The sequence below is a fragment of the Micromonospora sp. C81 genome (genome assembly GCF_018070425.1).
Classification (GTDB): domain Bacteria; phylum Actinomycetota; class Actinomycetes; order Mycobacteriales; family Micromonosporaceae; genus Micromonospora; species Micromonospora zamorensis.
On record NZ_JAGPXS010000008.1, the window covers coordinates 116,201 to 142,199 of the forward strand.

General features: G+C 71.0%; 22 protein-coding genes. 4 read left to right on the top strand and 18 right to left on the bottom strand.

What is annotated here, in order from left to right:
• Positions 1 to 21: 21 nt before the first annotated feature.
• The 3 genes from KBX46_RS15660 to KBX46_RS15670 form a co-directional block, all read right to left on the bottom strand.
• Positions 22 to 963 (bottom strand): acyl-ACP desaturase, encoded by a 942-nt coding sequence (locus KBX46_RS15660; RefSeq protein ID WP_088947421.1) that lies wholly within the window; start codon positions 961 to 963, stop codon positions 22 to 24.
• Between the two features lie 71 nt (positions 964 to 1,034).
• The gene (gene hisS, locus KBX46_RS15665; RefSeq protein WP_210793041.1) at positions 1,035 to 2,363 is read right to left on the bottom strand and encodes a histidine--tRNA ligase; all 1,329 of its coding nucleotides are present in this window, start codon (positions 2,361 to 2,363) and stop codon (positions 1,035 to 1,037) included.
• 71 nt (positions 2,364 to 2,434) lie between these two features.
• Positions 2,435 to 3,151, bottom strand: coding sequence for an MBL fold metallo-hydrolase (locus KBX46_RS15670; protein ID WP_088947419.1), 717 nt, complete (start codon positions 3,149 to 3,151; stop codon positions 2,435 to 2,437).
• Positions 3,152 to 3,421: 270 nt separating this feature from the next.
• Here KBX46_RS15670 and KBX46_RS15675 point away from each other — a divergent pair, with 270 nt between their 5' ends.
• Positions 3,422 to 4,300, top strand: a complete 879-nt coding sequence (locus tag KBX46_RS15675) for a peptidylprolyl isomerase (RefSeq protein WP_099852223.1) — start codon at positions 3,422 to 3,424, stop codon at positions 4,298 to 4,300.
• 61 nt (positions 4,301 to 4,361) lie between these two features.
• Positions 4,362 to 5,201, top strand: coding sequence for a peptidylprolyl isomerase (locus KBX46_RS15680; RefSeq protein ID WP_210793042.1), 840 nt, complete (start codon positions 4,362 to 4,364; stop codon positions 5,199 to 5,201).
• A gap of 66 nt (positions 5,202 to 5,267) precedes the next feature.
• On the opposite strand, the gene KBX46_RS15685 is transcribed toward KBX46_RS15680, so the two are convergent.
• The 8 genes from KBX46_RS15685 to ruvC form a co-directional block, all read right to left on the bottom strand.
• The gene (locus KBX46_RS15685; protein ID WP_210793043.1) at positions 5,268 to 7,790 is read right to left on the bottom strand and encodes a bifunctional (p)ppGpp synthetase/guanosine-3',5'-bis(diphosphate) 3'-pyrophosphohydrolase; all 2,523 of its coding nucleotides are present in this window, start codon (positions 7,788 to 7,790) and stop codon (positions 5,268 to 5,270) included.
• Between the two features lie 197 nt (positions 7,791 to 7,987).
• On the bottom strand, positions 7,988 to 8,554 hold the full coding sequence (locus KBX46_RS15690; RefSeq protein WP_088951624.1) for an adenine phosphoribosyltransferase: 567 nt from the start codon (positions 8,552 to 8,554) through the stop codon (positions 7,988 to 7,990).
• An 88-nt stretch (positions 8,555 to 8,642) separates the two neighbouring features.
• The gene (gene secF / locus KBX46_RS15695; RefSeq protein ID WP_210793044.1) at positions 8,643 to 9,836 is read right to left on the bottom strand and encodes a protein translocase subunit SecF; all 1,194 of its coding nucleotides are present in this window, start codon (positions 9,834 to 9,836) and stop codon (positions 8,643 to 8,645) included.
• 1 nt (position 9,837) lies between these two features.
• A complete protein-coding gene (gene secD / locus KBX46_RS15700) occupies positions 9,838 to 11,748 on the bottom strand; it encodes a protein translocase subunit SecD (RefSeq protein WP_210793045.1) in 1,911 nt (636 codons plus the stop codon).
• A 279-nt stretch (positions 11,749 to 12,027) separates the two neighbouring features.
• On the bottom strand, positions 12,028 to 12,384 hold the full coding sequence (yajC, locus tag KBX46_RS15705) for a preprotein translocase subunit YajC (protein WP_218906795.1): 357 nt from the start codon (positions 12,382 to 12,384) through the stop codon (positions 12,028 to 12,030).
• 121 nt (positions 12,385 to 12,505) lie between these two features.
• A complete protein-coding gene (gene ruvB / locus KBX46_RS15710; RefSeq protein ID WP_141908817.1) occupies positions 12,506 to 13,573 on the bottom strand; it encodes a Holliday junction branch migration DNA helicase RuvB in 1,068 nt (355 codons plus the stop codon).
• A complete protein-coding gene (gene ruvA / locus KBX46_RS15715; protein WP_141908816.1) occupies positions 13,570 to 14,172 on the bottom strand; it encodes a Holliday junction branch migration protein RuvA in 603 nt (200 codons plus the stop codon). The genes ruvB and ruvA overlap by 4 nt, the downstream gene beginning before the upstream one ends.
• Positions 14,169 to 14,696 carry a crossover junction endodeoxyribonuclease RuvC gene (ruvC, locus tag KBX46_RS15720; RefSeq protein WP_088947410.1) on the bottom strand — a complete coding sequence of 176 codons (528 nt, stop codon included), beginning with the start codon at positions 14,694 to 14,696 and terminating at the stop codon, positions 14,169 to 14,171. The genes ruvA and ruvC overlap by 4 nt, the downstream gene beginning before the upstream one ends.
• Before the next feature lie 646 nt (positions 14,697 to 15,342).
• Between ruvC and KBX46_RS15725 the strand changes: the two genes are divergently transcribed.
• Complete coding sequence (locus tag KBX46_RS15725) at positions 15,343 to 16,125, top strand: 3-hydroxybutyrate dehydrogenase (RefSeq protein WP_088947409.1); 783 nt, start codon at positions 15,343 to 15,345, stop codon at positions 16,123 to 16,125.
• A gap of 14 nt (positions 16,126 to 16,139) precedes the next feature.
• Positions 16,140 to 18,059: a helix-turn-helix domain-containing protein gene (locus tag KBX46_RS15730; protein WP_210793046.1), complete on the top strand. Its 1,920-nt coding sequence runs from the start codon at positions 16,140 to 16,142 to the stop codon at positions 18,057 to 18,059.
• 34 nt (positions 18,060 to 18,093) lie between these two features.
• Here the strand turns inward: KBX46_RS15730 and KBX46_RS15735 are convergent, their stop codons facing one another.
• From KBX46_RS15735 to KBX46_RS15765, 7 genes are all read right to left on the bottom strand, one after another.
• Entirely contained in the window at positions 18,094 to 18,702 is a 609-nt protein-coding gene (locus KBX46_RS15735; RefSeq protein WP_141908815.1) for a TetR/AcrR family transcriptional regulator, read from the bottom strand.
• An 11-nt stretch (positions 18,703 to 18,713) separates the two neighbouring features.
• Complete coding sequence (locus KBX46_RS15740; protein WP_210793047.1) at positions 18,714 to 20,282, bottom strand: MFS transporter; 1,569 nt, start codon at positions 20,280 to 20,282, stop codon at positions 18,714 to 18,716.
• A gap of 81 nt (positions 20,283 to 20,363) precedes the next feature.
• Positions 20,364 to 21,035, bottom strand: coding sequence for a transcriptional regulator (locus tag KBX46_RS15745; RefSeq protein ID WP_231927315.1), 672 nt, complete (start codon positions 21,033 to 21,035; stop codon positions 20,364 to 20,366).
• A 213-nt stretch (positions 21,036 to 21,248) separates the two neighbouring features.
• Positions 21,249 to 22,412, bottom strand: coding sequence for an acyltransferase (locus tag KBX46_RS15750; protein WP_247667592.1), 1,164 nt, complete (start codon positions 22,410 to 22,412; stop codon positions 21,249 to 21,251).
• A gap of 55 nt (positions 22,413 to 22,467) precedes the next feature.
• Positions 22,468 to 23,778: a glycosyltransferase 87 family protein gene (locus tag KBX46_RS15755; protein WP_210793048.1), complete on the bottom strand. Its 1,311-nt coding sequence runs from the start codon at positions 23,776 to 23,778 to the stop codon at positions 22,468 to 22,470.
• A gap of 210 nt (positions 23,779 to 23,988) precedes the next feature.
• A complete protein-coding gene (locus KBX46_RS15760; RefSeq protein WP_210793049.1) occupies positions 23,989 to 25,008 on the bottom strand; it encodes a branched-chain amino acid ABC transporter permease in 1,020 nt (339 codons plus the stop codon).
• Positions 25,005 to 25,886 (bottom strand): branched-chain amino acid ABC transporter permease, encoded by an 882-nt coding sequence (locus KBX46_RS15765; RefSeq protein WP_210793050.1) that lies wholly within the window; start codon positions 25,884 to 25,886, stop codon positions 25,005 to 25,007. The genes KBX46_RS15760 and KBX46_RS15765 overlap by 4 nt, the downstream gene beginning before the upstream one ends.
• Positions 25,887 to 25,999: the final 113 nt, after the last annotated feature.

Here is a 25,999-nt window from a genome sequence, read left to right on the forward strand (position 1 = left end):
GGCAGGGGCAGGGGTGGGGGTTTAGCGGAGGGCCAGGCGGGCGGCTCGGGCGTCGCGCTTTTCCTCGAAGCGGCTCGCGGCGCGCTCCAGGTTGTCCAGCTGGCCGGCGAGCTGCTCGCGGGCGGCTTCGCCGTCGGCGTTGAGGCCGGTCACGTTGAAGACGTCCCACTGGCGCAGCACCGGCTGCAGCACATCGTCGCGGTGCTGGCGCAGGTCGTAGATGCCGGCCAGGGCGATCGCCACCGACTTGCGGGCGAAACCGTCGATGCCGCTGCCCGGCATCTGGAAGTCGGCCACCACGTCGGCGACGGCCCGCATGGCCTGACTCGGGGCCAGCTCGAACGCGGCGGCGAGCAGGTTGCGGTAGAACACCATGTGCAGGTTCTCGTCGGCCGCCACCCGGGCCAGCAGCGCCTCGCAGGCGGGGTCGCCGGTGGCCTTGCCGGTGTTGCGGTGCGAGATCCGGGTGGCCAGCTCCTGGAACGAGACGTACGCCAGCGAGTGCAGCACCTCGTCGCCGTGGGCGTTGGTGTAGCCCTCGGACATGTGCGTCATCCGGGCCCGCTCCAACGCCACCGGGTCCACGGCCCGGGTGACGGTCAGGTAGTCGCGGATCGCGACGCCGTGCCGGCCCTCCTCGGCGGTCCACCGGTGCACCCAGGTGCCCCACGCGCCGTCGCGGCCGAACAGGGTGGCGATCTCGTGGTGGTACGAGGGCAGGTTGTCCTCGGTCAGCAGGTTCACGATCAGCGCGGTGCGAGCCACGTCCGGGATGGTCGAGTCGGTCGGCGACCACGCCTCGCCGCCGAGCGGCCCGTCGAAGGTCCGCCCTTCGCTCCACGGCACGTACTCGTGCGGGAACCACTCCTTGGCGAGCGTGAGGTGGCGGTCGAGGTTGCGTGCGACCACCGGCTCCAACTCGACGAGGAGAGCGGTCTGACTGAGTGTGGTGCTGACGGTCACAAGAAACTCCCTACGGTGGCGTAACTTACGCTACCGTAGGTCCCCGCGGCCGTCAGCGCCAGTGGAGAGACTCACCCAACAGTCGGCTTGAGGTCCTCCAGAGGGGGCATCCACTCCTGCGCACCGGCCGTGACCTGCTCACCCGAGCGGATGTCCTTCACCTCGTCCGGCGCTCCGTCGACACCGGGGAACCAGACGTACGGGATGCCGCGTCGCTCGGCGTAGCGGATCTGCTTGCCGAACTTCGCCGCGCTCGGCGACACCTCGGTCGGCACCGCGCGCCGCCGCAGCGCCTCGGCCACCCGGTTGCTGGCCGTCCGCTGCTCCTCGCTGGTCACCGCGACGAGCACGGCGGTCGGCACCTCCCTGGACACCGACAGCTCCCCCGCGCCGAAGAGCAACCCGAGCAGCCGGGTCACCCCGATCGAGATCCCCACCCCGGGGTACGAGACGGCGCCGGCGGTGGCCAGGTTGTCGTACCGGCCGCCGGAGCAGATCGAGCCGAACCGCTCGTAGCCGCGCAGCTGGGTCTCGTAGACGGTGCCGGTGTAGTAATCCAGGCCACGGGCGATGCGCAGGTCCGCCACGCAGAGGCCGGGCGAGTGCTCGGCGGCGGTCTCCACCACCCGGACCAGTTCGTCGATGCCCTCGTCGAGCAGCGGATCGCTCACCCCGAGCGCGCGGACGGCGTCGGCGAACGAGGCGTCCGGGGCGGAGATCTCGGCCAGCGCCAGGCACGCCTTGGCCTGCGCCTCGCTCGCCCCGGCGGTCTGGGCCAGCAGGTCGGCCACCTTCGCCGGGCCGATCTTGTCGAGCTTGTCCACCGCGCGCAGCGCCGCCTCCGGGTCGGTCAGCCCGATGCCCCGGTAGAAGCCCTCGCAGATCTTGCGGTTGTTGACCTGGATCGTCACCGGCGGGATCGGCAACGAGCGCAGCGCGTCGCCGATGACGAGGGGCATCTCCGCCTCGTGGTGCGGGGCCAGGGTGTCCCGGTCAACGATGTCGATGTCGGCCTGCACGAACTCCCGGTAACGGCCCTCCTGCGGCCGCTCACCCCGCCACACCTTCTGGATCTGGTAGCGGCGGAACGGGAACGCCAGCTTGCCGGCGTTCTCCAGCACGTACCGGGCGAACGGCACGGTCAGGTCGAAGTGCAGGCCGAGCTGGTCGTCACCACCGGAACCCTCCGCGTCGGCGTGCAGCCGCCGGATCACGTAGACCTCCTTCGAGGTCTCGCCCTTGCGCAGCAGCTGGTCCAACGGCTCCACCGCGCGGGTCTCCAGCGGCGCGAAGCCGTACAGCTCGAAGGTGGCCCGGATCCGGTCGAGCACGAACTGCTCGATCATCCGCTGACCAGGGGTCCACTCCGGGAAACCGGAGATGGGCGTGGGCTTGCTCATCGGCGTACTCCTTGCGGTGCCGCGCCCGCGGCGCGGTGGTGTCGTGGGTCCGCGCGCGGCGCGGAGAAGGTCTAGAGGCCCCGGGTGGGCGCCGGTCGGCCGCCGCCGACCTGCGCCACCTCGATGAGGTACGGGTTGCTGGCGCGCTCGCGGCCGATGGTGGTGGCGGGGCCGTGGCCGGGCAGCACGACGGTGTCGTCGGCCAGCGGAAGGATCTTGTCGCGCAGGCTGGTGAGCATGGCCGGCATGCTCCCGCCCGGCAGGTCGGTGCGGCCGATCGACCCGGCGAAGAGGACGTCACCGGAGAGGCACAGCTCGTCGGCCTCCCAGTCCGACCCCGCGCCGGGCAGCCGGAACAGCACCGACCCTCCGGTATGGCCCGGGGCATGGTCGACGGCGATCTCCAGGCCGGCGAGCGTGAGGGTGGCGCCGTCGGTCAGCTCCGCCACGTCCTCCGGCTCGGTGTAGCTCAACCGACCGCCGAAGAGCGACGTCAGGTCGGCCGAGAGGCCCTTGGACGGGTCGGCCAGCATCTCCCGGTCGCCCGGGTGCACGTAGGCGGTGACGCCGCGCGCACCACAGACCGGCGCGACCGAGAAGGTGTGGTCGAGGTGGCCGTGGGTGAGCAGCACGGCGGCCGGATGCAGGCGGTGCTCGGCGAGCAGCGCGTCGAGCTGGTCGAGCACCCCGATCCCGGGGTCGACCACCACGCACTGCTCCCCCGGCGCGGTGGCAACCACGTAGCAGTTGGTGCCGAAGGCGTCCGCGGGAAAGCCGGCCACGAGCACAGGCCCTGTCCTTTCCGTCGAGCAGCTGTCGTCCTGCCAGCAGCCTAACGGGCGTGCCGAGCGACTTTGCCGCGTCCGCCCCTCGCGCCCCGTACGGCACAGTGACAACGCCCGATAAGCGCTGCTCGGGATGGGGTGGAACCTCGTACACCACATTCCCAGTCGCTAGCCGTACACTCTGGCGGGCGTGTGGCGCGACACACGTGACGCCCGGACGGGCCGGGACGCCCGGTCGCCGGCGACGACCAGGTAGAGGAAAGGGGAGCACGGGTGGCTTCCAGCAGGGACCGGCAGCGCAAACTGGCGCGGGAAAAGCTCGACCGGCAGTTGGCTCGCCGGGCTGCCGCGACGCGGCGCCGTCGGCAGATCCAGGCCGGTGTCGGTGCCGCCCTGATCCTCGTGTTGGTGGTGGCCGGCTCGGCCTGGGCACTCGGGGCGTTCGACTCCGACTCGAAGCAGAACACGGCCGCGGAGGACACCTGCCTCTGGACGCCGCAGGACGCCACGGCCAACACCAACCTGAAGGACGTCGGCACGCCGGCGACCAAGGATCTGCCCACCGACGGCACCCGGGCGATGACGGTGACGACCAACCAGGGCGCGCCGATCACCGCGGAGCTGAGCCTGACCAACTCACCGTGCGCGGCGGCGAGCATCGCCCACCTGGCGAGCCGGTCGTTCTACGACAACACCAAGTGCCACGAGATCACCACCGAGGGCGCGCTGCACTGCGGCGATCCCAGTGGCACCGGCCTCGGTGGGCCCACCTACTCGTTCTATGACGAGGAGGTGCCGACCGTGCCGTCGGCGTCCCCGTCGGCCAGCCCGGCCCCCGGCCAGCCGCCGACGTACCCGAAGGGCACCGTGGCGATGGTCTCCAACCCGCCGGGCAGCAACGGCAGCCAGTTCCTGATCTTCTTCAAGGACTTCACCACCGCCGACCCGAAGTACCCGGTGATCGGCAGGGTGACCGGCGGGCTGGACGTGGTGGAGAAGATCGGCGCCCTCCCGACCGTGGACAATGGGACCGGGGCCAAGGTCAAGCCCAGCACCGACGTGACGATCCAGAGCCTCACGGTCGGTGAGCCGGTCACCGGCGCCGCACCCTCGGCCTCCGGCGCCCCGGCCAGCAGCCCGAGCGCCGGCTGACCGGGCACCACCACCCACCCCAAGCGGCACTCAGCAGCAGACAGCCCAGGAGGATCCAGGCGTGACGTCCACCAGAGAGCGGCAGCGCGCGGCGGCACGCGCCCGGCTCGAGAAGGAGATGGCCGAGCGGTCGGCCAAGGCCCGCAAGCGCCGGCAGACGCAGGCGATCGTCAGCGCGGCTGCCGCGCTGGTACTCGTGGTCGCCGGCACGGTCTGGCTGGCGATGAGCCTCGGCGACGACGACGACAAGAACGACACCGCCGCGCCCGCGGCCGGGGCGTCCGAGTGCGTGTTCAACGCGCTGCCGGCCGAGCAGCGGCCCCCGCAGATCAAGGACGTCGGGGTGCCGAGCAACGAGCAGTACGCAAAGGGCGTGCAGACCATGACGATCGACACCAACCTCGGCCCGATCACGGCCAAGGTCGACCGGTCGCTGGTGCCGTGCACGGCGGGCAGCTTCACCTACCTGGCGGAGAAGAACTTCTTCGACAACACCAAGTGCCACCGCCTGGTGACCGAGGGCATCAAGGTGTTGCAGTGCGGTGACCCCAGCGCCACCGGCAACGGCTGGCGGGAGACCGACGGTCAGGGTGGCCCGAGCTACCGCCTGCCCGAGGAGAACCTGCCCACCGACAAGCGCCCGCCGTACCCGGAGGGTGTCATCGCGATGGCCAACTCCGGCCAGCCGGGCAGCACCGGCAGCCAGTTCTTCATCGTCTACGGCGACTCGCCGCTGGACCCGGCGTACACGGTGCTGGGCACCATCACCGGTGGCCTGGACATCGTCAAGGACGTGGCCAAGGCCGGCGACGACGGGGCTTTCGCCCAGCAGGCCGGCGGTGGCCACCCGAAGAAGGAGGTCGTCATCAAGGACCTCACCATGAGCAACCCGCAGGGCTGACCCCCGCGCGCACGACGAAGCGCCCGCCGGCTGAGCCGGCGGGCGCTGTCGTGTCCGGGGTACGCGTCAGGCGCCGGAGGTGACCCGGTACGCGTCGAAGACGCCGTCGACCTTGCGGACCGTGGCCAGCAGGTGGCCAAGGTGCTTCGGGTCGGCCATCTCGAAGCTGAACCGGCTCACCGCCACCCGGTCGCGGGTCGTGGTGACGGTGGCGGAGAGGATGTTGACCCGCTCGTCGGAGAGCACCCGGGTGACGTCGGCCAGCAGCTTGTGCCGGTCCAGTGCCTCGACCTGGATCGCGACCAGGAACGTCGAGGCGGAGGTGAGCTTCCAACTCACCTCGACCACGCGCTCGCTCTGCGCCCGCAGGTCCTCGGCGTTGGCGCAGTCGTCGCGGTGCACGCTCACCCCGCCCGAGCGGGTGACGAAGCCGAACACCGAGTCCGGTGGGACCGGGGTGCAGCAGCGGGCCAGCTTGATCCAGACGTCGCTGACGCCCCGCACCACCACACCCGGGTCGCTGCTGCTCTGCCGGCTGCGCGGTGGCCGGGTGGCGACGGCGGTCTCGGCGATGTCCTCCGCCGCGCCCTCCTCGCCGCCGTACGCGGCCATCAGCTTCTGCACCACCGACTGCGCGGAGACCTGGCTGTCGCCGACCGCCGCGTAGAGCGAGGCCACGTCGGCGAGGTGCAGGTCCCGGGCGATCGACATCAGCGCGTCGGAGGTGAGCATCCGCTGCAACGGCATGCCCTGCTTGCGCATCGCCTTGACGATCGCGTCCTTGCCGGCCTCGATCGCCTCCTCGCGCCGTTCCTTGTTGAAGTACTGCCGGATCTTCGTCCGGGCGCGGGGGCTCTTGACGAAGCCCAGCCAGTCCTGCGTGGGGCCGGCCGTCTCGGACTTCGACGTGAAGATCTCGATCACGTCGCCGTTGGACAGCGTCGACTCCAACGGCACCAGCTTGCCGTTGACCCGCGCCCCGATGCACTTGTGCCCGACCTCGGTGTGCACCGCGTACGCGAAGTCCACAGGCGTCGACCCGGTCGGCAGCGGGATGACGTCACCCTTCGGGGTGAAGACGTACACCTCCTGGCTGGACAGGTCGAAGCGCAGCGCGTCCAGGAACTCGCTCGGGTCGGCCGCCTCACGCTGCCAGTCGAGCAGCTGCCGCAGCCAGGTCATCTCGTCGATGTGCGCGGGCGGGCCGACGATCTGGGTGCCCTTGTGCTCCTTGTACTTCCAGTGCGCGGCGATGCCGAACTCCGCGGTGCGGTGCATCGCGTACGTGCGGATCTGCATCTCCACCGGCTTGCCGGTGGGCCCGATGACAGTCGTGTGCAACGACTGGTACATGTTGAACTTGGGCATCGCGATGTAGTCCTTGAAGCGGCCCGGCACCGGCTGCCAGTTGGCGTGGATGACACCCAGCGCCGCGTAGCAGTCCCGAACCGTGTCGACCAGGATCCGCACCCCGACCAGGTCGTAGATGTCGTTGAAGTCCCGACCCCGCACGATCATCTTCTGGTAGATCGAGTAGAGGTGCTTCGGCCGCCCGGTGGTCTCCGCCTTGATCTTGGCGGCCTTCAGGTCGGTGCCGACCTTCTGGGTGACCTGCCGCAGCAGAGTCTCGCGCTGCGGCTGGTGCTCCCCGATCAGCCGGTTGATCTCCTCGTAGCGCTTCGGGAACAACGTGCCGAAGGACAGGTCCTCCAGCTCCCACTTGATCGTGTTCATACCGAGCCGGTGCGCGAGAGGCGCCAGGATCTCCAGCGTCTCCTTGGCCTTCTGCTCCTGCTTGGGGCGGGGCAGGAAGGTCAGGGTGCGCATGTTGTGCAGCCGGTCGGCCAGCTTGATCACCAGCACCCGGGGGTCCTTGGCCATCGCCACGACCATCTTGCGGATCGTCTCGGCCTTGGCCGCGTCACCCAGCTTGACCTTGTCGAGCTTCGTGACGCCGTCGACCAGGAGGGCGACCTCGCCACCGAAGTCGGCGCGCATCTGGTCGAGGGTGTATTCGGTGTCCTCGATGGTGTCGTGCAGCAGGGCGGCGACCAGCGTGGTGGTGTCCATCCCCAGGTTGCCGAGGATGGTCGCCACCGCGAGCGGGTGGGTGATGTACGGGTCGCCGGACTTGCGGTACTGCCCGGAGTGCCACCGCGCGGCCGTGTCGAAGGCGCGCTGGAGCAGCCGGGCGTCGGCCTTGGGGTGGTTGTCCCGGTGGCTCGCGATGAGCGGCTCCAGCACCTCGCTGACCTGCGAGGTCTGCCAGGGCGCGTTGAACCGGGCCAGCCGGGCCCGCACGCGCCGGCCGGTGGGCGCGTTGGACAACCCGAAGCCACCGCTCGGCGACGGGTCAACGCCCGCGTCGGTCGGGAACGGCACCACAACCCCGTCGGCGCCGGGCGCGGCCTCGACGCTCGGCGGGCCGCTGATCGGGCGGACAGTGGTCTCGCCCGCAGCCTTGCCGGAGCCGTTGCCGGTGCCCGTCACCCGGGCCGGCGCGTCGCCTGTCCGGTCAGTCACCGAGCCGTCAGCGTCGCCTGTCGGGTGCACCGTGTCCTCCGCCGGAGGGACGACATCGTGGGACACCGGCCTCCTCACCGCTCGCCGGAAACACACCGACCGAACATCGGCCGGCCTGGTCTCGCCTCGCCGGACGTGTGCGGCCGGCGTCAGCAAAGGGCAATGCTACCCGCACCGGAGGCCCCCTGCCGCTCCGCCGGACGGTCGACGCCGGCAGTGTCCGCCGGATCTGGGATCAAACGGTCAGCCGCGTGTCTAACTGCTCAAACGGTCAGCAGGGCGTGCACCGGACGCTGCGCCAACCGCTCGCGCCCGCCCAGGAACCCGAGCTCCAGCAGGACCGTGAAGCCGGTGACGGTGCCGCCGGCCCGCTCGACCAGGTCCAGCGTCGCCTCGGCGGTGCCGCCCGTGGCCAGCACGTCGTCGACGACCAGGACCCGGTGCCCGGCGGTGAAGGCATCCTCGTGCACCTCCAGGGTGGCCTCGCCGTACTCCAGGGCGTAGGACACCGAGTGCGCCGGGCGGGGCAACTTGCCGGCCTTGCGCACCGGCACCACGCCCACCCCGGCCGCGTAGGCGACGGCCGCCGCGACGACGAAGCCGCGGGCCTCGATGCCGACGACAACGTCGAAGGCGTCCCGCCCGTGGTACGCGACGATCCCGTCGATCACCTCACGGAAGACCTTCCCGTCCGCGAACAGCGGCATCAGGTCCTTGAACAGGACGCCGGGCTTGGGGAAGTCGGGCACGTCCAGCACCCGGCTGGCGACCAGTCGGGCGGCCTCCGGGCCGCTGTCCCCGCGCGCCTCGGTGCTGTGGGTCTCCGTCACGGCTGTTCCGCTCTCCTTCAACGACGACGGCGTCCGGCAGTGCTGCTCACACAGCATGCCGGACGCCGTTCGGGTGTTTCCGTTCGGGTCAGCGCCGCTTGGCGCCACCCGGCCGGTTGCCGCCGCCACCCGGGCGACCGCCCCGGGCGCCGGTCGGCCGCTTGCCCGCCGGCCGGGCGCCCACCTTGGGGGCGGCACCCGCCAGCGCGGCGGCGTCCGGGTCGAGCGGCTCGTCGGTCGCGTCGGCCTGGGCCGGGCTCGCGGCCCCCTTCGGGGTGACCTCGCCGCGGGCGAGGGCGCCCCGCCGGGTCAGGACGCGCTTGTTGTGCGCCTGGATCCGCGGGTCGTAGTTCTTCAGCAGCGCCAGCAGCGGGGTGGCCACCAGGATGGAGGTCAGGAACGCCACCGCCATACCGACGAACAGCACCAGGCCGAGGTCCTTCAGCGTGCCGGCGCCGAGCAGGCCGGCACCGATGAAGAGCAGACCGCCGACCGGCAGCAGGGCGACCACCGAGGTGTTCAGCGACCGCATCAGGCTCTGGTTGACGGCCAGGTTGGCCGCCTCGGCGTACGTCTGGTTGTTGTTGGCGGTGATGCCCCGCGTGTTCTCCTGCACCTTGTCGAAGACCACCACCACGTCGTAGAGCGCGAAGCCCAGGATCGTGAGGAAGCCGATGATCGTCGACGGGGTGACCTCGAAGCCGACCAGCGAGTAGATGCCGGCGGTGAGGATCAGGTTCGTGATCAGCGAGGCGACCGCGGCGACCGCCATCCGCCACTCGAAGCGCAGGATCAGGTAGACCATGACCAGTGCGATGAAGATGACCAGACCGAGCACGGCCCGCTCGGTCACCTGGCTGCCCCACGCCTCGCTGACCTGGTTGCTGCTGATCTGAGCCGGGTCGATGCCGAGGTCCTCGGCGATCTGGGCCTTGACCGCAGTGGTCTGGTCGGCGTCGAGCTGTGCCGTACGCAGCTCGTAGGTGTCGCCGCCGGTGCCGCCGACCTTCTGCGCGGTGGCCACCGTGACGCCGGTGTTCTCCGTGGCGAGGGCCGAGTTGACCTCCCGCTCGGCGTCCTCCAGGGTGCCGACGCTGGCCGGCACCTGGAACGAGTTGCCACCGGCGAACTCGATGCCGAGGCTGAAGCCACGCAGCCCGAAGCTGAGGAGCGCGATCAGGATCAGGACCCCGGCGACGCCGAACCAGACCTTGCGCTTGCCGACGACGTTGAGACCGGCTTCGCCGTTGTAGAGGCGGCTCGCCAGACCGTTTTCAGCCATCTCAGGCCTCCTTGGCGCGCGGGTTGCGGGGCTGAGTCGGCTGGTTGCGGGCCGGAAGCGCCCGACCCAGACCGCTGACCCGCGGGGACAGGAACGCCCGGGTCCGGGCGAACATGGTCATGATCGGGTGGCGGAAGAGGAAGACCACGACCAGGTCCAGGACCGTGGCCAGGCCGAGGGCGAACGCGAAGCCCTTGACCGTGCCGACCGAGACCACGTAGAGCACCACCGCGGAGAGCAGGGTGATCGCGTTGGCCGAGATGATCGTCCGGCGGGCGCGGATCCAGGCACGGGGCACCGCGCTACGCGGGCTGCGCCCCTCCCGGATCTCGTCCTTCAACCGTTCGAAGTAGATGACGAACGAGTCCGCCGCGACACCCAACGACACGATCATGCCGGCGATGCCGGCGAGGGTGAGCGTGAAGCCGATCTGCCGGCCGAGCACCACCAGCGCGCCGAAGACGAGCAGCGCGGAGAGGATCAGGCTCAGGAAGATCACCGAGCCGAGCAGCCGGTAGTAGAAGAACGCGTAGATGATGACCAGCAGCATGCCGATGCCGGCCGCCAGCAGACCGGCGCGCAGGTGGCTGGCACCCAGCGTCGCGGTGACGTTCTGCGCCTCCTGCTGCTCGAAGGTCACCGGCAGCGCGCCGTAACGCAGCTGACCGGCCAGCGTGCTGGCGTCCTTCTGGTTGAAGTTGCCGGTGATCTGCGAGTTGCCGGTCAGCACGCCCTGGATCTCCGGGGAGGAGACGATCTCGTTGTCCAGCACGACGGCCACCCGGCACTTGCCGTCCTGACCCAGCGCGGTCGCGTCGCAGGCCTGACCCTCGTTGTTGAACGCCTCACGGGTCAGCGCCGTCCACTTGCCCTGGCCGTTGCCGGTGAAGTCGAGGCTGACCACCCAGGCGTTGGTCTGGTCGAGCACCGCGTCGGCGTCGGACACGTCGGTGCCCAGCACCTTGGCCTGGTCGAGCAGGTACTTCGAGGCGCCGTCCTCGCAGGAGACGACCTGCTGCTTCGCGTCCGAGATCGACGCCGGCGGGCGCGCGTCGAGCTGCGCGCAACCGATGGTCGGCACGTTGAACTGCATCTGCGCCGGCAGCACGGCGACCTCTTGCGGCGACAGGGTGCCGAACGGCTTGAGCTTGTCGGCCAGCGAGGGGTCGGACGCCAGGTCGGCGGGGGCCTGCAGACCGTTGGCGGCCTGCCACGACGCCGCGCCCACCTTCTGCTCGACGGCCTTGCGCTGCTGCTCGATGCTGGCCGGCACCGGCTCGGTGCTGGCGCTCGCCGTGGGGGCGGCGGCACTCGGCGAGGCGGACGCGGACGGGGTCGGCGTGGCGCTCGGCGACGCCGGCGCCATCCCGCCCTGACCGCCGCTGGGCGAGGAGGTTGCCTTCGGCGCGCCACTGCCCGACGGGGTCGGGACCGCGCTGCCGGACGGGGTCGGCACGGCGCTGCCGGACGGGGCCGGCGTGGCGGCCGGCGGCGGCACGGCGGCCGTCCCGCTGCCGTCGGCGGCCTTGAGGACCTTGCGGAAGCGCAGCTCGGCCGCTTCGCCGACGTCGTCGAGGTTGCGGTTCTCACCGGGCAGGGAGATGACGATGTTGCGGTTGCCCTCGGTGACCACCTCGGCCTCGGCCACGCCGAACGCGTTGACGCGGCTCTCGATGATCTGGCGGGCCTCCTCGAGGTTCTCCGCCGTCGGAGGCTTGCCGTCGACGCTGTTCGTCGCCTCCAGTGTCACCCGGGTCCCGCCGATGAGGTCCAGACCGAGCCGGGGCTCGAGCCGGTCCTTCAGGCTGCCGCTGGCACCCGAGAAGAACACCAAAAGGTAGAGGACGACGAAGATGAACCCGAGCACGGCGAGCTGCCGCCCGGGGCGCATCTGTCCCTGAGGTGGTGCCACGGCTGTCCTGTCTCCCTGTACGGTCGCGCCGCTGCGCGCAGCGGCGGCGGGTGTCGGGCCGGGGGTCCCGGCCGACGGGTCGGCCCTGGGCCGACGAGGTGCCGGCACGAGGACCGGTCACGCCGGCGTGGGGACGCCGACGGTCACGGGAACGTGCCGACGCCCGGCGTCGACCCAACTATCCAGTTTTCACGTCTCGTCCGCTGCCCCGTCGGGCGCGGCGGCCCGGAAGCCGGTCGACCGGCCGTACGCCGGACTCGCCACCCCCGGGAGGGAGGGTCACTCCTTGACGGTGTCCGCGTCCTCGGTGACCGGCTCGCTCGGCAGCTCCGCGCGGGTGACCACCCGGGCGATGGCCGGTCGGGCGTAGCGGGTCTGCACGCCCGGAGCAACCTCGATCAGGACGGTGTCGTCCTCGATGCCGGTGACCGTGCCGTAGAGCCCACCGATGGTCACGACCTCGTCGCCGGGGCCGAGGTTGGACTGCATCGCCTCTGCCTCTTTGCGGCGCTTCTGCTGGGGCCGGATCATCATGAAGTACATGACACCGAAGAGCAGGGCGATCATCAGGATCGGCGTGAAACCGCCGGCCCCGCCACCCGCTGCTGCCAAATGCACGGTTACTGACCTTCCCATTGGCCACCTGCCCGGCACCGGGGTGCCGGAGCGGAGGCGGATTCTCACGTCCTGTACAGACCGCGGCGAAGTCTAAACCCTGCACCTGAGAACGCCGAATGCGGCACAGATCACGTTCACATCACGGCTGATCGGTATCCAAGGAGAACAGATCGGGCGCGGGCGGACTATCCATACCAAATGTACCATTCGGCGGGGTACGTCCCAGATGCCGCCAAGCTCCCTCAGTCGCCACCCGGCCCCGAGGCGTACGGGCCAGCAGACCGGCACGGACCAGGAACGGCTCGCAGACCTCCTCGACCGTGTCCGGCTGCTCCCCCACCGCCACAGCGAGGGTGGACAGACCCACCGGGCCACCCCGGAACGAGTCGACCAGCGCGGTCAGCACCGCCCGGTCCAGCCGGTCCAGGCCGAGCGCGTCCACGTCGTACACGATCAGGGCCGCCCGGGCGGTGTCGAGATCGACCACCCCGTCGGCCCGCACCTCCGCGTAGTCGCGGACCCGGCGCAGCAGCCGGTTGGCGATCCGGGGCGTGCCCCGGGACCGACCGGCGATCTCGGTCGCGCCCTCCGGGGTGATCGGCACACCGAGAATCCGCGCCGAGCGGTGCAGCAGCGTCTCCAGATCCGCCGGGGCGTAGAAGTCGAGGTGCGCGACGAAACCGAACCGGTCCCGCATCGGCCCGGTCAACAGGCCCGAACGCGTCGTCGCCCCCACCAGGGTGAACGGCTCGACGTCCAGCGGGATCGCCGTCGCCCCCGGACCCTTGCCGACCACCACGTCGACCCGGAAGTCCTCCATCGCGCTGTAGAGCAGTTCCTCCGCCGGCCGCGCGATGCGGTGGATCTCGTCGATGAAGAGCACATCGCCCTCGGCGAGGCTGGTCAGGATGGCCGCCAGATCACCGGAACGCTCGATCGCCGGGCCGCTGGTCACCCGGATGCCCGCGCCCAGCTCGGCGGCGACGATGTTGGCCAGACTCGTCTTGCCCAGCCCCGGTGGGCCGGAGAGCAGGATGTGGTCCGGTGGTGACCCCCGCCGCATCGCGCCCTGCAACAACAGGTCGAGCTGATCGCGCACCCGGTCCTGGGCGATGAACTCGGCCAGCCGCTTCGGCCGTACCGTGGCCTCCGCGTCCCGTTCCGCGTCGCTCACGTACGCCGAGACAAGCCCGTCGATCTCGCTCATCGGGTGCGGCCCAGCAGGCGGATGGCCTGCTTGAGCAGGACCGGCACCGGCGGCGTCGGGCCGTCGATGGTCTCCGCCACGGCGGCCACCGCCTGATCGGCCTGACCGGCGGACCAGCCCAGCCCGACGAGCGCCTGCCGGACCTGGTCGGGCCAGGCACCAGCGGTCACCCCGCCCACGCCGTCGGCGCCGATCGGCACCGGGCCGATCCGGTCGCGCAGCTCCAGCACCAGGCGCTCGGCGCCCTTCTTGCCGATCCCGGGCACCCGGGTCAGCGCCGCCGTGTCGGCGTTGGCGATCGCCTTACGCACCGCGTCCGGGGTGTGCACGGCCAGGACCGCCTGGGCCAGTCGCGGACCCACCCCGCTGGCGGTCTGGAGCAGCTCGAACAGCGACTTGGCGTCGTCGTCGGCGAAGCCGTAGAGGGTCAGCGAGTCTTCCCGCACGATCAGGCTGGTCGCGAGGCGGGCGACCTGACCGACCCGCAGCTCGGCGAGCGTGCCGGGAGCGCAGTGCACGGCGAGACCGACACCGCCGACCTCGATCACGGCCTGGTCCGGACCCGTCGCGGTCACCGTGCCGCGCACGCTGGCGATCATCGTGCTCCTCCTCGTCGTACCCGGTCGGCCGCCGCGGCCAGCTTGGAGCGGGTGCCGCCGCGCCACACGTGGCAGATGGCCAGGGCCAGCGCGTCGGCGGCGTCGGCCGGCTTCGGTGGCTCGGCCAGCCGCAACAGCCGGGTCACCATGGCGGTCATCTGCGCCTTGTCGGCCTGACCGGACCCGGTCACGGCCGCCTTCACCTCGCTCGGCGTGTACGTCTGCACCGGCAGCCCTGCACGCGCCCCCGCCAGCACGGCGATGCCGCTGGCCTGCGCGGTGCCCATCACCGTGCGCACGTTGTGCTGGCTGAACACCCGCTCGACGGCGACGCTCTCCGGCTGGTGCTCGGCGACCAGCTTGGTCAGCGACTGATCCAGGTGCAGCAGGCGCAGCGACAGATCGTCGGCCGGGTCGGTGTAGACCACGTAGTAGGCGATGAGAGTGCAGGGCCGGCCCGGCACACCCTCGACCACGCCCACCCCACACCGGGTCAACCCCGGGTCCACACCGAGCACGCGCACGCCGCCCCCTTTCCAGCCGTCAGCAGTACGTGTGTTCGACACCCTAACCGGCGCCCTTCCCAGGAGCCCCACGGGACACGCCCTCCCCCGCCCGGCACCCCGGCACCCCGGCACCCCGGCACCCCGGCACCCCGGCACCCCGGCACCAAGATCTGCGCAACTTCCCGGATGTTGCTGTCTCCGACGCGCCGGGACACAGCAACATCCCTGATAGTGCGCGGATCTTGCCGAGCACGTCGACCCCGACGGACCGGGAGCGGGAGTGCCGGCGGCCGTCAAGATCATGCTCGAACCAGGATGCGGTGGTCGCGAAGGGCAACGAAGCCACGACATCCATGTTCGAGCGTGAGCCTGCCGCTCCCCGGGGCCACCCCGCCCCCTTTGCTCTGCACCTCAATACGCACCGATAGCGGAGAGTCACCGTCGCCGTCGTGGGTGCAAAGCAAAGGAGTTGACCGGGGTGGCCGGGAGGACACCGCAAGCACAACCGCAAGGGCGGCCGGGAGAGGCGTCCGCGAGGGCAGCCGCAAGGACAACCGCGAGGGCGGCAGTGACGGCAGGGGCCCCGGGGCCACACAGCTTTGCGCCGGAGTATGTGTCGCTGGCCCATGTGCCGGGGAGCACACAGCTCGTAACTTCTTGCGCCATGACGGCAGAACCCGTGGCGGTCCCCCACGTCGTACAGGTCGACCTCGCCGGTCGGACCGCCCTGGTCACCGGGGGCGGCAGCGGCATCGGGCGGGCGTGCGCCCTGCGGCTGGGCGCGGCCGGCGCCAAGGTGCTCGTGGTGGACCGCAACCTGGAGGCGGCCAAGGCGGTCGCGGCCGAGGCTGGCGGCCGGGCCGAGGGCGTGGACCTGTCCGACGCCGCGGCGGTGGACCGCCTCGACGTGGACGTGGACATCGTGGTCAACAACGCCGGGCTCCAGCACGTCGCGCCGGTGCAGGACTTTCCCGTCGAGCGCTTCGAGTACATCCAGCGGGTGATGGTGGAGGCGCCGTTCCTGCTGATCCGCCGGGCGCTGCCGCACATGTACGCCCGGGGCTGGGGTCGCATCGTCAACATCTCCTCCGTGCACGGGCTGCGCGCGTCGCCGTACAAGGCGGCCTACGTCTCGGCCAAGCACGCCCTGGAAGGGCTGTCGAAGGTGGTCGCGCTGGAGGGCGCCGCGCACGGGGTGACCGCCAACTGCATCAACCCGGCGTACGTCCGCACGGCGCTGGTGGAGAGCCAGATCGCCGACCAGGCGGCCAGCCACGGCATCGACGAGACCGAGGTGATCGAGAAGATCATGCTGGCCCGGGCCGCGATCAAGCGACTGATCGAACCGGAGGAGGTGGCCGAGCTGCTGGCGTACCTCTGCTCGCCGCCGGCGGCCTTCATCACCGGCGCGTCGATCGCCCTCGACGGGGGCTGGACGGCCAACTAGTGGGCCCGAGCACAATGTCGACCATGTCTTCGCCGGTGGAGTTCCTGGAACTGCTCGCGCGGGAGGCCGCCGCTGTCGAGTTCGAGGGACCGTTGGTGGCCGCGCGTGCTGCCGGGCTGCCGGCCGACAAGCTGGCCGAGCTGGAGCAGGCCAAGTCGGTGGCGTTGCGGGTCCGCGCGCTGTTGGAGCGCCGGCGCCGGCGCGAGACCGAGCTGTCCGGCCTGTACGACACGGTCAGTGACCTGGCCGGGCTACGCGACCTGGACGACGTGTTGCGGGCGATCGTGCACCGAGCCCGCAACCTGCTCGGCGCGGACGTGGCCTACATGACGCTCAACGACGACGAACGCGGCGACACCTACATGCGGGTGACCGACGGGTCGGTTTCGGCCCGTTTCCAGCGGCTGCGCCTGCCGATGGGTGCCGGCCTCGGTGGGCTGGTGGCCCAGTCCGGGGCCCCGTACGTCACAGCGAACTACGGCGAGGACGCGCGCTTCCACCACACCGGTGAGATCGACGCCGGTGTCGGGGAGGAAGGGCTGGTGGCGATCCTCGGGGTGCCGCTGCGGCTCGGCTCCACCTCGATCGGCGTGCTCTACGCGGCCAACCGTTCGGCCCGGCCGTTCGTCCGGGAGGAGGTGGCGCTGCTGGTCTCGCTCGCCGCGCACGCCGCGGTGGCGATCGACACCGCCCGGCTGCTGACCGAGACGCGCTCGGCGCTGGGCGAGCTGTCGGCGGCGAACACCACCATCCGGGCCCACAGCAGCTCGGTGGAGCGGGCCGCGGCGGCGCACGACCGGATGACGGCGCTGGTGCTGCGCGGCGGCGGTGTGGAGGACGTGGCGGCGGCGGTGACCGAGGTGCTGGGCGGTGCGCTGCTGGCGCTGGACGCCGAGGGCCGCCTGCTGGCCCGGGTGGGTGAGATCGACGAGCCGGACCGGGCGGACATCGTGGAGGCGGTCGCGGCCTCGCGCACCGAGGGGCGCAGCGTGCGCCGCAGCCCGCTCTGGTACGCGGCGGTGGTGGCCGGCGCGGAGAACCTGGGCGCCCTGGTGCTGCGTCCGGACGACGAGTTGGTCGACGCCGACCAGCGGATCCTGGAGCGGGCCGCGCTGGTGACCGCGCTGCTGCTGTTGTTCCGCCGTACGGTCGCCGAGGCGGAGGGGCGGGTCCGGGGCGAGCTGCTGGACGACCTGATCGCCCGCCCGTTGCGGGACACCGACGCGTTGCGCAGTCGGGCCCGCCGGCTCGGGGTCGACCTGGACGCGCCGCACGTGCTGGTGGCGGTGGGCGACGACGCGATCGCCGCGACCGGCTCGGCGAGGCAGCGGGTGCTCTCCTGGGCCACCACGTACGCCTCGGCGCGCAGCGGACTGGCCGCGGCGCGGGACGGCCGGGTGGTGCTGATGCTGCCAGGGCTGGACGCCGGTGGCAGCGCTCGCGCGGTCGCGCGGGACCTGTCCCGGGTGACCGGCCGGCCGGTGACCGCCGGGGCGAGTGGTCCGTCGAACGGGCCGGCGGCGCTGGCCGCCACGTTCCACGAGGCGGATCGGTGCCTGACGGCGTTGGGCGCTCTGGGTCGCGACGGGCAGGGTGCGAGCACCGCGGAGTTGGGCTTCGTCGGGTTGCTGCTGGGCACTGTCGGCGATCGGGGTGAGAAGGACGTGACCCAGTTCCTCGCCACGACCGTCGGGCCGGTGGTCGACTACGACGCCCGGCGGGGCACGGCTCTGGTGAAGACGCTGGAGGCGTACTTCGGGGTGGGTGGCAGCCTGGCCCGGGCCGCCGAGCAGTTGCACGTGCACGTCAACACGGTGACCCAGCGGTTGGAGCGGGTCGGGCAACTGCTCGGCGCCGACTGGCAGCGGCCCGAGCGGGCGTTGGAGGTGCAGCTCGCGCTGCGCCTGCACCGGCTGCGCGCACCGGCCGGCTGACCAGGACCGGCCGGCGGGCGGACTCGCGGCCGGCTCAGCGGACCTGAATGCCCTCCAGCACGGCGTCGACGACCCGCTCGGGCAGGGTCTGCTCGTCCAGGTCCGGGTTCCACTGGAGCACCCGTTGGATCAGCATCGGCCCGGTGAGCAGCGCCATCGTCACCTCGACGTCGATGTCGGCCCGGAGCACCCCCTCGGCGATGCCGCGCCGCAGGACCTCGCGCATGAGCTGCCGCCGGGGCCCGATGATGTTCTGGTAGAGCTGGAACTGGTCCGCGCTGCGGTTCACCGCGGGCACCAGACAGGGCATGATCTTCGCCGCGCGGGGGTCGACGTTCTTGCCGATCGCGCCGACCAGCAGCACCAGGTCGTCGCGGACGGAGTGCCCGGCCGGCTGCGCCATGACGCCCTTGAGTCGCCGCAGCGCGTCCAGCAGGAGGGCGTCCTTGCCGGCCCAGCGGCGGTAGATGGTGGCCTTGCCGACCCCGGCCCGCGCGGCGATCGCCTCGATCGACAGCGCCTCGATGGTGCTGCCCTCGGCGAGCAGGTCGAGGGTCGCTTCGATGATCGCCTCGTCGGCGCGGACGCTCCGCGGTCGCCCGGGCGACCGCGGAGCATCGGCAGTGGACATCATGTCCGACATTCTTCCCGCACCTACGCCGTGCCGGCCAACTCGGGCTCGGCGACCGGCGCCACAGGGGCGACGCTGGAGTCCTCCCGACCCGGCATCCAGCGCAGCACCACGATGACCCCCAGTGCGGCGATCACCGCGGAGAGCCCGGCCGCCCAGTGCATGGCGGTGACGAAGGCGTCGTTGGCCGCCGAGATCAGCGCCGGCGCGTCCGGGCCGAGCTGGCCCGCCGCCGCGTACGCCCCGGAGATCGACTCGTTGGCCGTGTCGCGGGCCTGCGTGGGCAGGCCGGTCAGCGCGTCACCGATGTCGCTGCGGTAGACGGCGGAGAGCACCGAGCCGAGGATCGCCACGCCGAGCGCACCGGCGACCTGGCGGACGGTGTTGCTGACCGCCGAGCCCACACCGGCCTTCTCCCGGGGCAGCGCCGACATGATCGACTCGGTGGCGGGAGGCATGATGTTGGCCATCCCGGCGCCCTGGATGAGGAAGGCGACCAGCACGATCCAGATCGGGGTGGAGGCGCCGATGAACACGAACGCGGCGAGTGACACCACGGTCAGCGCCAACCCGACGGTGGCGACGGCCCGGCCGCCGTAGCGGCGGACCATCGCGGCGCTGCGCGGTGCGAAGACCAGCTGGGCGGCGGCGAAGGGCAGGAAGAGCAGACCGGTCTGCAGCGGGCTGTAGCCCCGCACCAGTTGCAGGTAGAACGAGCCGAAGAACAGCGAGCCCATCGCGGCGAAGAACACCAGGCCGACGATGGCGACCGGCGCGGCGAAGCGGGGCACCTTGAACAGCCGGACGTCCAGCGACGGGTGGTCGCTGCGCCGCTCGTGCTGCACGAACCAGGCCAGCACCGCGATGCCGACCAGGATCGAGCCCCAGACCACCGGGCGGCCGAAGCCGTGCTCGCCGCCGTCGATGATGCCGTAGGAGAGGGCGACCAGGCCCACCACGGAGAGCAGCACACCGAGCACGTCGACCCGGCCCGGCCGCGGGTCACGCGACTCGGGGACCAGCAGCGCCACCAGGATCACGCCGGCGACGACCACCGGCACGTTGATCAGGAAGACCGAACCCCACCAGAAGTGCTCCAGCAGCGCGCCGCCGAGGATCGGGCCGATGGCCACGGCGAGACCGACCGCTCCGGCCCAGACACCGATGGCCCGACCACGCTCACGCGGGTCGAAGACGTTGGAGATGATCGACAGCGTGACCGGCATGATGGCCGCGCCACCGACCCCCATCAGGGCGCGGGCCGCGATGAGCTGGCCGGGGCTCTGGGCGTACGCGGAGAGCAGCGACGCCAGGCCGAACAGCACCAGACCGATCATCAGGAAGCGCTTACGGCCGGCGCGGTCACCGAGCACCCCGAAGGTGAACAGCAGCCCGGCGAAGACCAGCGTGTAGGAGTTGATGGACCACTCCAGCTCGCCCTGGGTGGCGCCGAGGCCGTGCACCGGGTCGGCCAGCGTGCGCAGGGCGACGTTGAGGATCGTGTTGTCGAGGACGACCACGAGGAGGCTGATCACCAGCACCCCGAGGATCGCCCACCTCCTCGGGTGGCCCGTGTTGTTGTGCAGCTCCATGCCTGATTTCCCCCCATGCTTTCCCCGCGACGCAATACGATACGGGTCAGACTCGTAACGCGGGTCAGCCTACGACGCGCATTAACGATACGGCACCGATCCGTATCGTATGTGGTGGGCGTCACGTCCGGGAACGCCCGCGAGGCAGGCGGTGACGGCCCTCGGCAGCGAGTCGAGATGCGCCACCGGCGCGGTGAGCGGCTCGATCCAACCCGGCCCCGCGCCGTACACCCGCAGGCGTGCGAACTCCCGGGCGAAGCGGACCAGACGGTACGCGCGGCCGGTGACCGGCGTCTGCGACCAGAGCACGACGGTGTGCGGCCGTGCCCGGTACACCGCGCTGGTCAGCGCCGACCAGGGCAGCGCCGGGCCGAGATTCAGACACCCACGGCCCTGCTCGCGCAGCGCGGCGGCCAGCGCCTGGAGGCCGAGACTGTGCGCCTCCTTCTCGGCGCCGGCCAGCAGCACGCCACCGGTCGGCAGCGACCGGCCCGGCTCCCGGCGGTAGACGTCCAGCCCGACCCGGACGCCCTCGCTGAGGGCGTGCTCGACGACCACCTCGGCGGCGGTACGCCCCGACAGCCCGGCCAGCAACGGACGACAGACCTGCTCCCAGAGCGCCGGCACGCCCCAGGCCTCGGCCAACTCCAGCACCAGCGTCGCGACGGCGTTGCCGTCCAGGTCCTCGGCAGCCAGCGACACCTGCTTGTGCGCGATCTCCACGGCCTCGGCCGGCATCGGCTCGATCAGCACCAGACGCACCCCCGGGTAGACGTTCCCTACCCGGGGGTTCGCTGAAACGGCGCGCGGCGGATGCGCCGTCGTGAGATTTACCGGCGACGGGCCGCCAGCCGGTGAGCCAACTCGGCGGCGCTTGACCAGGCCTCCCAGGTTGACGACGAACAGACCGCCAACGTCAAGGCGTTCCAGAAGGGTCTGAAGCAGCTCAAAGAGCGGACCCCGATGTCAGCGAGTGGTCCGCAGTTGGCGCATCGAGTCGTTGAGCTGCCGCTTCATCCAGCGAGCGGCGGGCCGTTCGACGAAGCGGTGGATCAGCCAGGCGGCGATGAGCAGGCCGGCGATCAGCGTAGTGATCAGCAACCACGGCGACAGGTGGTCCTGGAGCCGGTCGATGACGGCGAGCCCGACCGTCTGGTGAATGAGGTACAGCGGGTAGGTCATGGCACCGGCCGTCGCGACCCAGCCCCACTTCACCCAGGAGAAGAAGTTGAGAGCGACCGCCGCCATCACCACGACGAAGGCCGTCACGATGACGGCCGTCGGCGCGAAGGCGACGTCGCGGGCCTGGGCCAGGCTGGGCAGCCGGGTGATCGCGATCAGCCAGGAGAGGCCGATGATCGACCACAGCAGCAGGTTCGGGCCGAAGCGGTAGATGAGATAGAGGGCGATGCCCGCGATGAAGTAGCTGGAGTAGCCGGCCGCCACGACGGCGCTGAACCATGGGCTGCCGAACTTGGGCACGACCAGCGAGGCGACGGTCCAGATGGCGCAGAAGGCGACCACACCGCGGTAGGTCAGGCCGCGCGCCACGAGGATGGCGAAAAGGAGGTAGAAGACCAACTCGACGGTGAGCGTCCAGTACGACAGGTCGAGGTGCCGGATGCCGAGGAACTCCTGCATCATCGTCAGGTTGCCCACCACTTCGCGGAGCTTGAGGTCGACGCCCCTCGGCACGGCCACGAGCACGGCGGCGGACACCAGGACCGCGAACCAGTAGGCGGGGTAGAGCCGGACGACGCGGGAGACGAAGAAGTCACCGACGGAGCGTCCCCAGGCGCTCATGCAGATGACGAAGCCGCTGATGATGAAGAAGAGCTGCACGCCGAGGAAGCCGTACTGGGAGACGGAGTGCAGCAGCCCGAAATGGGACGCGGCGGAGGGCTGCCAAACACCGATCTTGTCACCGACGAGGTGGTACGCGACGACCATGAGCGCAGCGCCAAGGCGCAGTCCGTCGAGGACCAGCAGGCGCGGCCGCCGCCCGCCCGCTGCCCGCTCGACGGCCGGCGCCTCCACGCCGTCCTGCCGGGGCAGGTCCGCGCGTTGGCCGGCCTGCATCGGCTCGGTGGTCTGCGCTGCGACCGCGTGCTCGTCCATCGCCTGCGTCATCGACGTCTCCTGGTGTTCGCGGCGGTTCCGAGCCGCTGTCGCCGTAGGGAATTGATCACGGGTTTGCGGTGCCGACGGCCGGCAGGACCGTCCGTTCCGCACGGGACCGCCAGTACAGCCACAACGCGGCGAGCGCGAAGAGCACCAGCATCGTCGACACGTAGGGATCAACCGCGAGCCGCTGGGCCGGCCCGTCAAACCGGTTAGCCTGCCAGATCAGGCCGCGCGGGATGACTTCGCCACGATAGGGGGCCGGCCACATGAGAAACGGCACGATCGCGGCTACCGCGACGACGCCGGCGATCAGACGTGCCGTGCCGCGTGAGCGACGCGCTACGTCGATCAACACCACCGCCATCGGGCCGATCCAGAGCCAGTAGTGCGACCAACTGACGGGCGAGATGAGCAGCATGGTGAAGCCGACGACGACCATCGCCATCGCTTCCTCGCCGTGCCGCTGGAGCGCGGTGGCCAGGGCGAGGCCGCCGACCAGCACGACGGCGACGGAGAGCATCCACCAGATGGTGTTCTGCTGGTCGGTCCCGAGCAGTCGGGCGGTGAAGCCCTGCAGGGACTGGTTGCCCCCGTAACGCGGGCCGGAGGACATCAGCACCCGGTGCGAGTCGAACGCCCGCCCGGTCAGCCAGTAGTCGTACGAGCCGCCCGGCTGGATGATGGCGCCCAGCAGCGTGAGCCCGACGAAGGTGCCGGTCGCGACGATGGCGGCCCGGATTCGCCGGGTGAGCAGCAGGTAGACCACGAAGAGTCCGGGCAGCAGCTTGGTCGCGGTCGCGACGCCGATGCCGACGCCCTTGAACCGGCTCCGGCCGGGCAGGGCGAGGTCCGCCACGATCAGCAGCATCACGAAGATGTTGATCTGGCCGAGGTCGAGGTTGCGCTGCAGCGGCTCGGTCCAGACCAGCACCGCGCCGACGGCGGCGACGAGACCGAGCCGGCCCCGCGTGCCCTCGTAGCCGAGCATCTTGGTGGTGAACCACAGGGCGAGGAGCATTGCCGCGATACCCACGATGTTCATGACGGTGAGCGCGGTCCGTGGATCGAGCAGCGTCAGCGGCGTCAGGAACGGCAGGGTGATCGGCGGATAGGTGTACGGAAGGGCCAGCGTGGTGTACCCGAGCTGGTAGACGGGCTGCCCATCGAGGAAGGCGTGGGCGGCCCCGAGGTACATGTTGAAGTCCGTCCCGCGGAACGGCCGGTCGCGCACGAACGCGCCGTACGCCGTGAGCGAGATGACCAGCAGGGCCAGGCCCGGGACGAGGAGCCAGTTCGGCAGGGGGGTCCGCGGGCGCGCGGCGTGATCGGCCGGTACGTCGGTGGCGAGCCGGCGGATGCGCTGTATGAGCATAGTGGGCTGGATCCTAGTCGGGTCGCCACCCCCGTGGGAGACGGCCCCCACACCTTCGGCGACTTGCCGTAGCCGGACAGTTACGACCGGTTGCATCGATGGCCGAGAGGGCTGGCGAACTCCCTGGTAATAGCGCGTAACCGGCCTGGCGGCGACGAGGCCGAGCCGGTGACCCGGGCTCGTCGCCCAGGCCACCGACGCACGCCAGAGTTATCTGCGGCGGGTGACGGCCCAGCGCCGGGCCAGGTCGGCCACGGTCCCCCAGATGCCGCACCGGAACAGCACCACGACCAGGACGAAGATGCCGCCGGTGACCAGGCCGATCGCCTCGAACCCGGAGAACGACAGCCAGTCCTCCAGCCGCACCACGATCCCGGCGCCGAGCACCCCACCCCAGAGGGTGCCGATGCCACCGAGCACCACCACGATGACCGCCTTGCCGGAGGTGGTCCAGTGCAGCACGTCCAGCGAGACGAACCGGTGGCCGACAGCGAACAGCCCGCCGCCGAGGCCGGCGATGAACCCGGAGAGCACGAACGCGGTGAGCTTGTAGCGGTGCACCGGGTAGCCCAGTGCCCGCGCCCGGGCCGGGTTGTCCCGGATGCCGACCAGCACCCGACCGAACGGCGAGTGCACGATCCGCCAGGCGGCGGCCAGCCCGAGCAGCACGATCGGCAGGATCGCGTAGTAGAAGAAGTAGTCGTCGGTCAGATCCAGGCCGAAGAACGAACGGGGCACCCCCTGGAGACCGTTCTCACCCTGCGTGACCGAGCGCCACTCGTTGGCCACGTAGTAGACCATCTGCGCGAACGCCAGGGTCACCATCGCGAAGTAGATGCCGGTCCGCTTGACCGCGAGGTATCCGATCGGCACCGCCAGAACGGCCGCGGCGAGCGCGCCGGCCAGCACCGCGAGCGGGAACGGCAGGCCCACGTGGATGGCCACCAGGCCGGTGACGTACGCCGAGGTGCCCCAGAACGCGGCGTGACCGAAGGACATCAGCCCGGTGAAGCCGAGCAGCAGGTCCACCGCGACGGCGAACAGCGCCCAGCAGAGGATGTCCACCGCGACCGCCGGGTAGAGGCCGTTGGGCAACCACGCCGCGACGGCCAGCCCGACGGCGAGCAGCGCGTACCGCACCCAGCCGGGAGCCCGGGCCACGGCGATCAGCCCGGACGGCGGCGTCGAGCGGGACGCGTCGGCGGCGGCAGTGTCCACGGTGCTGGTCATGCGGGAGCCTCCTCACGACCGAACAAGCCGGCCGGGCGCCAGAGCAGCACTCCGGCCATCACGACGAAGACGATGGTCTGCGAGACGATCGGGAAGGCCGACAGGTACGCCTCACCCCACGCCTGCACGAGACCGATGCCGAAGCCGGCGGCGACCGAACCGAAGATCGAGCCCAGCCCGCCGATCACGACCACCGCGAACACCACGATGATCAGGTCGGCCCCCATCAGCGGGTTGACCGCGCGCATCGGTGCGGCCAGCACGCCGGCGAGACCAGCCAGCCCGATCCCGAAGCCGAAGACCGGTGTCACCCACCGCCCGACGTCGATGCCGAAGGCGCGGGTCAGGTCGGGCCGCTCGGTGGACGCCCGGACCACCATCCCGATCCGGGTACGGGTGAGCACCCACCACACCGCGACGCAGAGCAGCACCGCGAAACCGAGGATGAACACCCGGTACGTCGGGAAGTCGAAGAGCCCGAAGTTGACCGACCCGCTCAACAGCGACGGGGTCTCGTACGGGCTGGACTGCACGCCGTAGCGCAGCTTCACCAGATCCTGGAGGATCAGCGTCAGGCCGAAGGTGAGCAGGAAGTTGTAGAGCGGGTCGAGCCTGGTCAGCCGCTGGATCACGGCGCGTTCCAACGCCATGCCGAGCAGTCCCAGCCCCACCGGCATGATCACCAGGGCCGTCCAGAACGGCACTCCAGCCTCGGTGAGCAGCACGTACGCCCCGAACGCGCCGAGCATGTAGAACGCGCCGTGCGCGAAGTTGACCACCCGCAGCATGCCGAAGATGACGGCGAGCCCGAGGGCGAGCAGGGCGTAGAACGCCCCGCTCACCAACCCGTTGAACGTGTTCTGCGCGAAGCCGCTCACAGCGAGCCGCTCACAGCGATGCATTCGTTTCGCGACTGCGGGGCTCGCAACACCGGCTCACTCCTCGCGCTCACAGCGATGCAGTCGTTTCGCGACTGCGGGGCTCGCAAAAC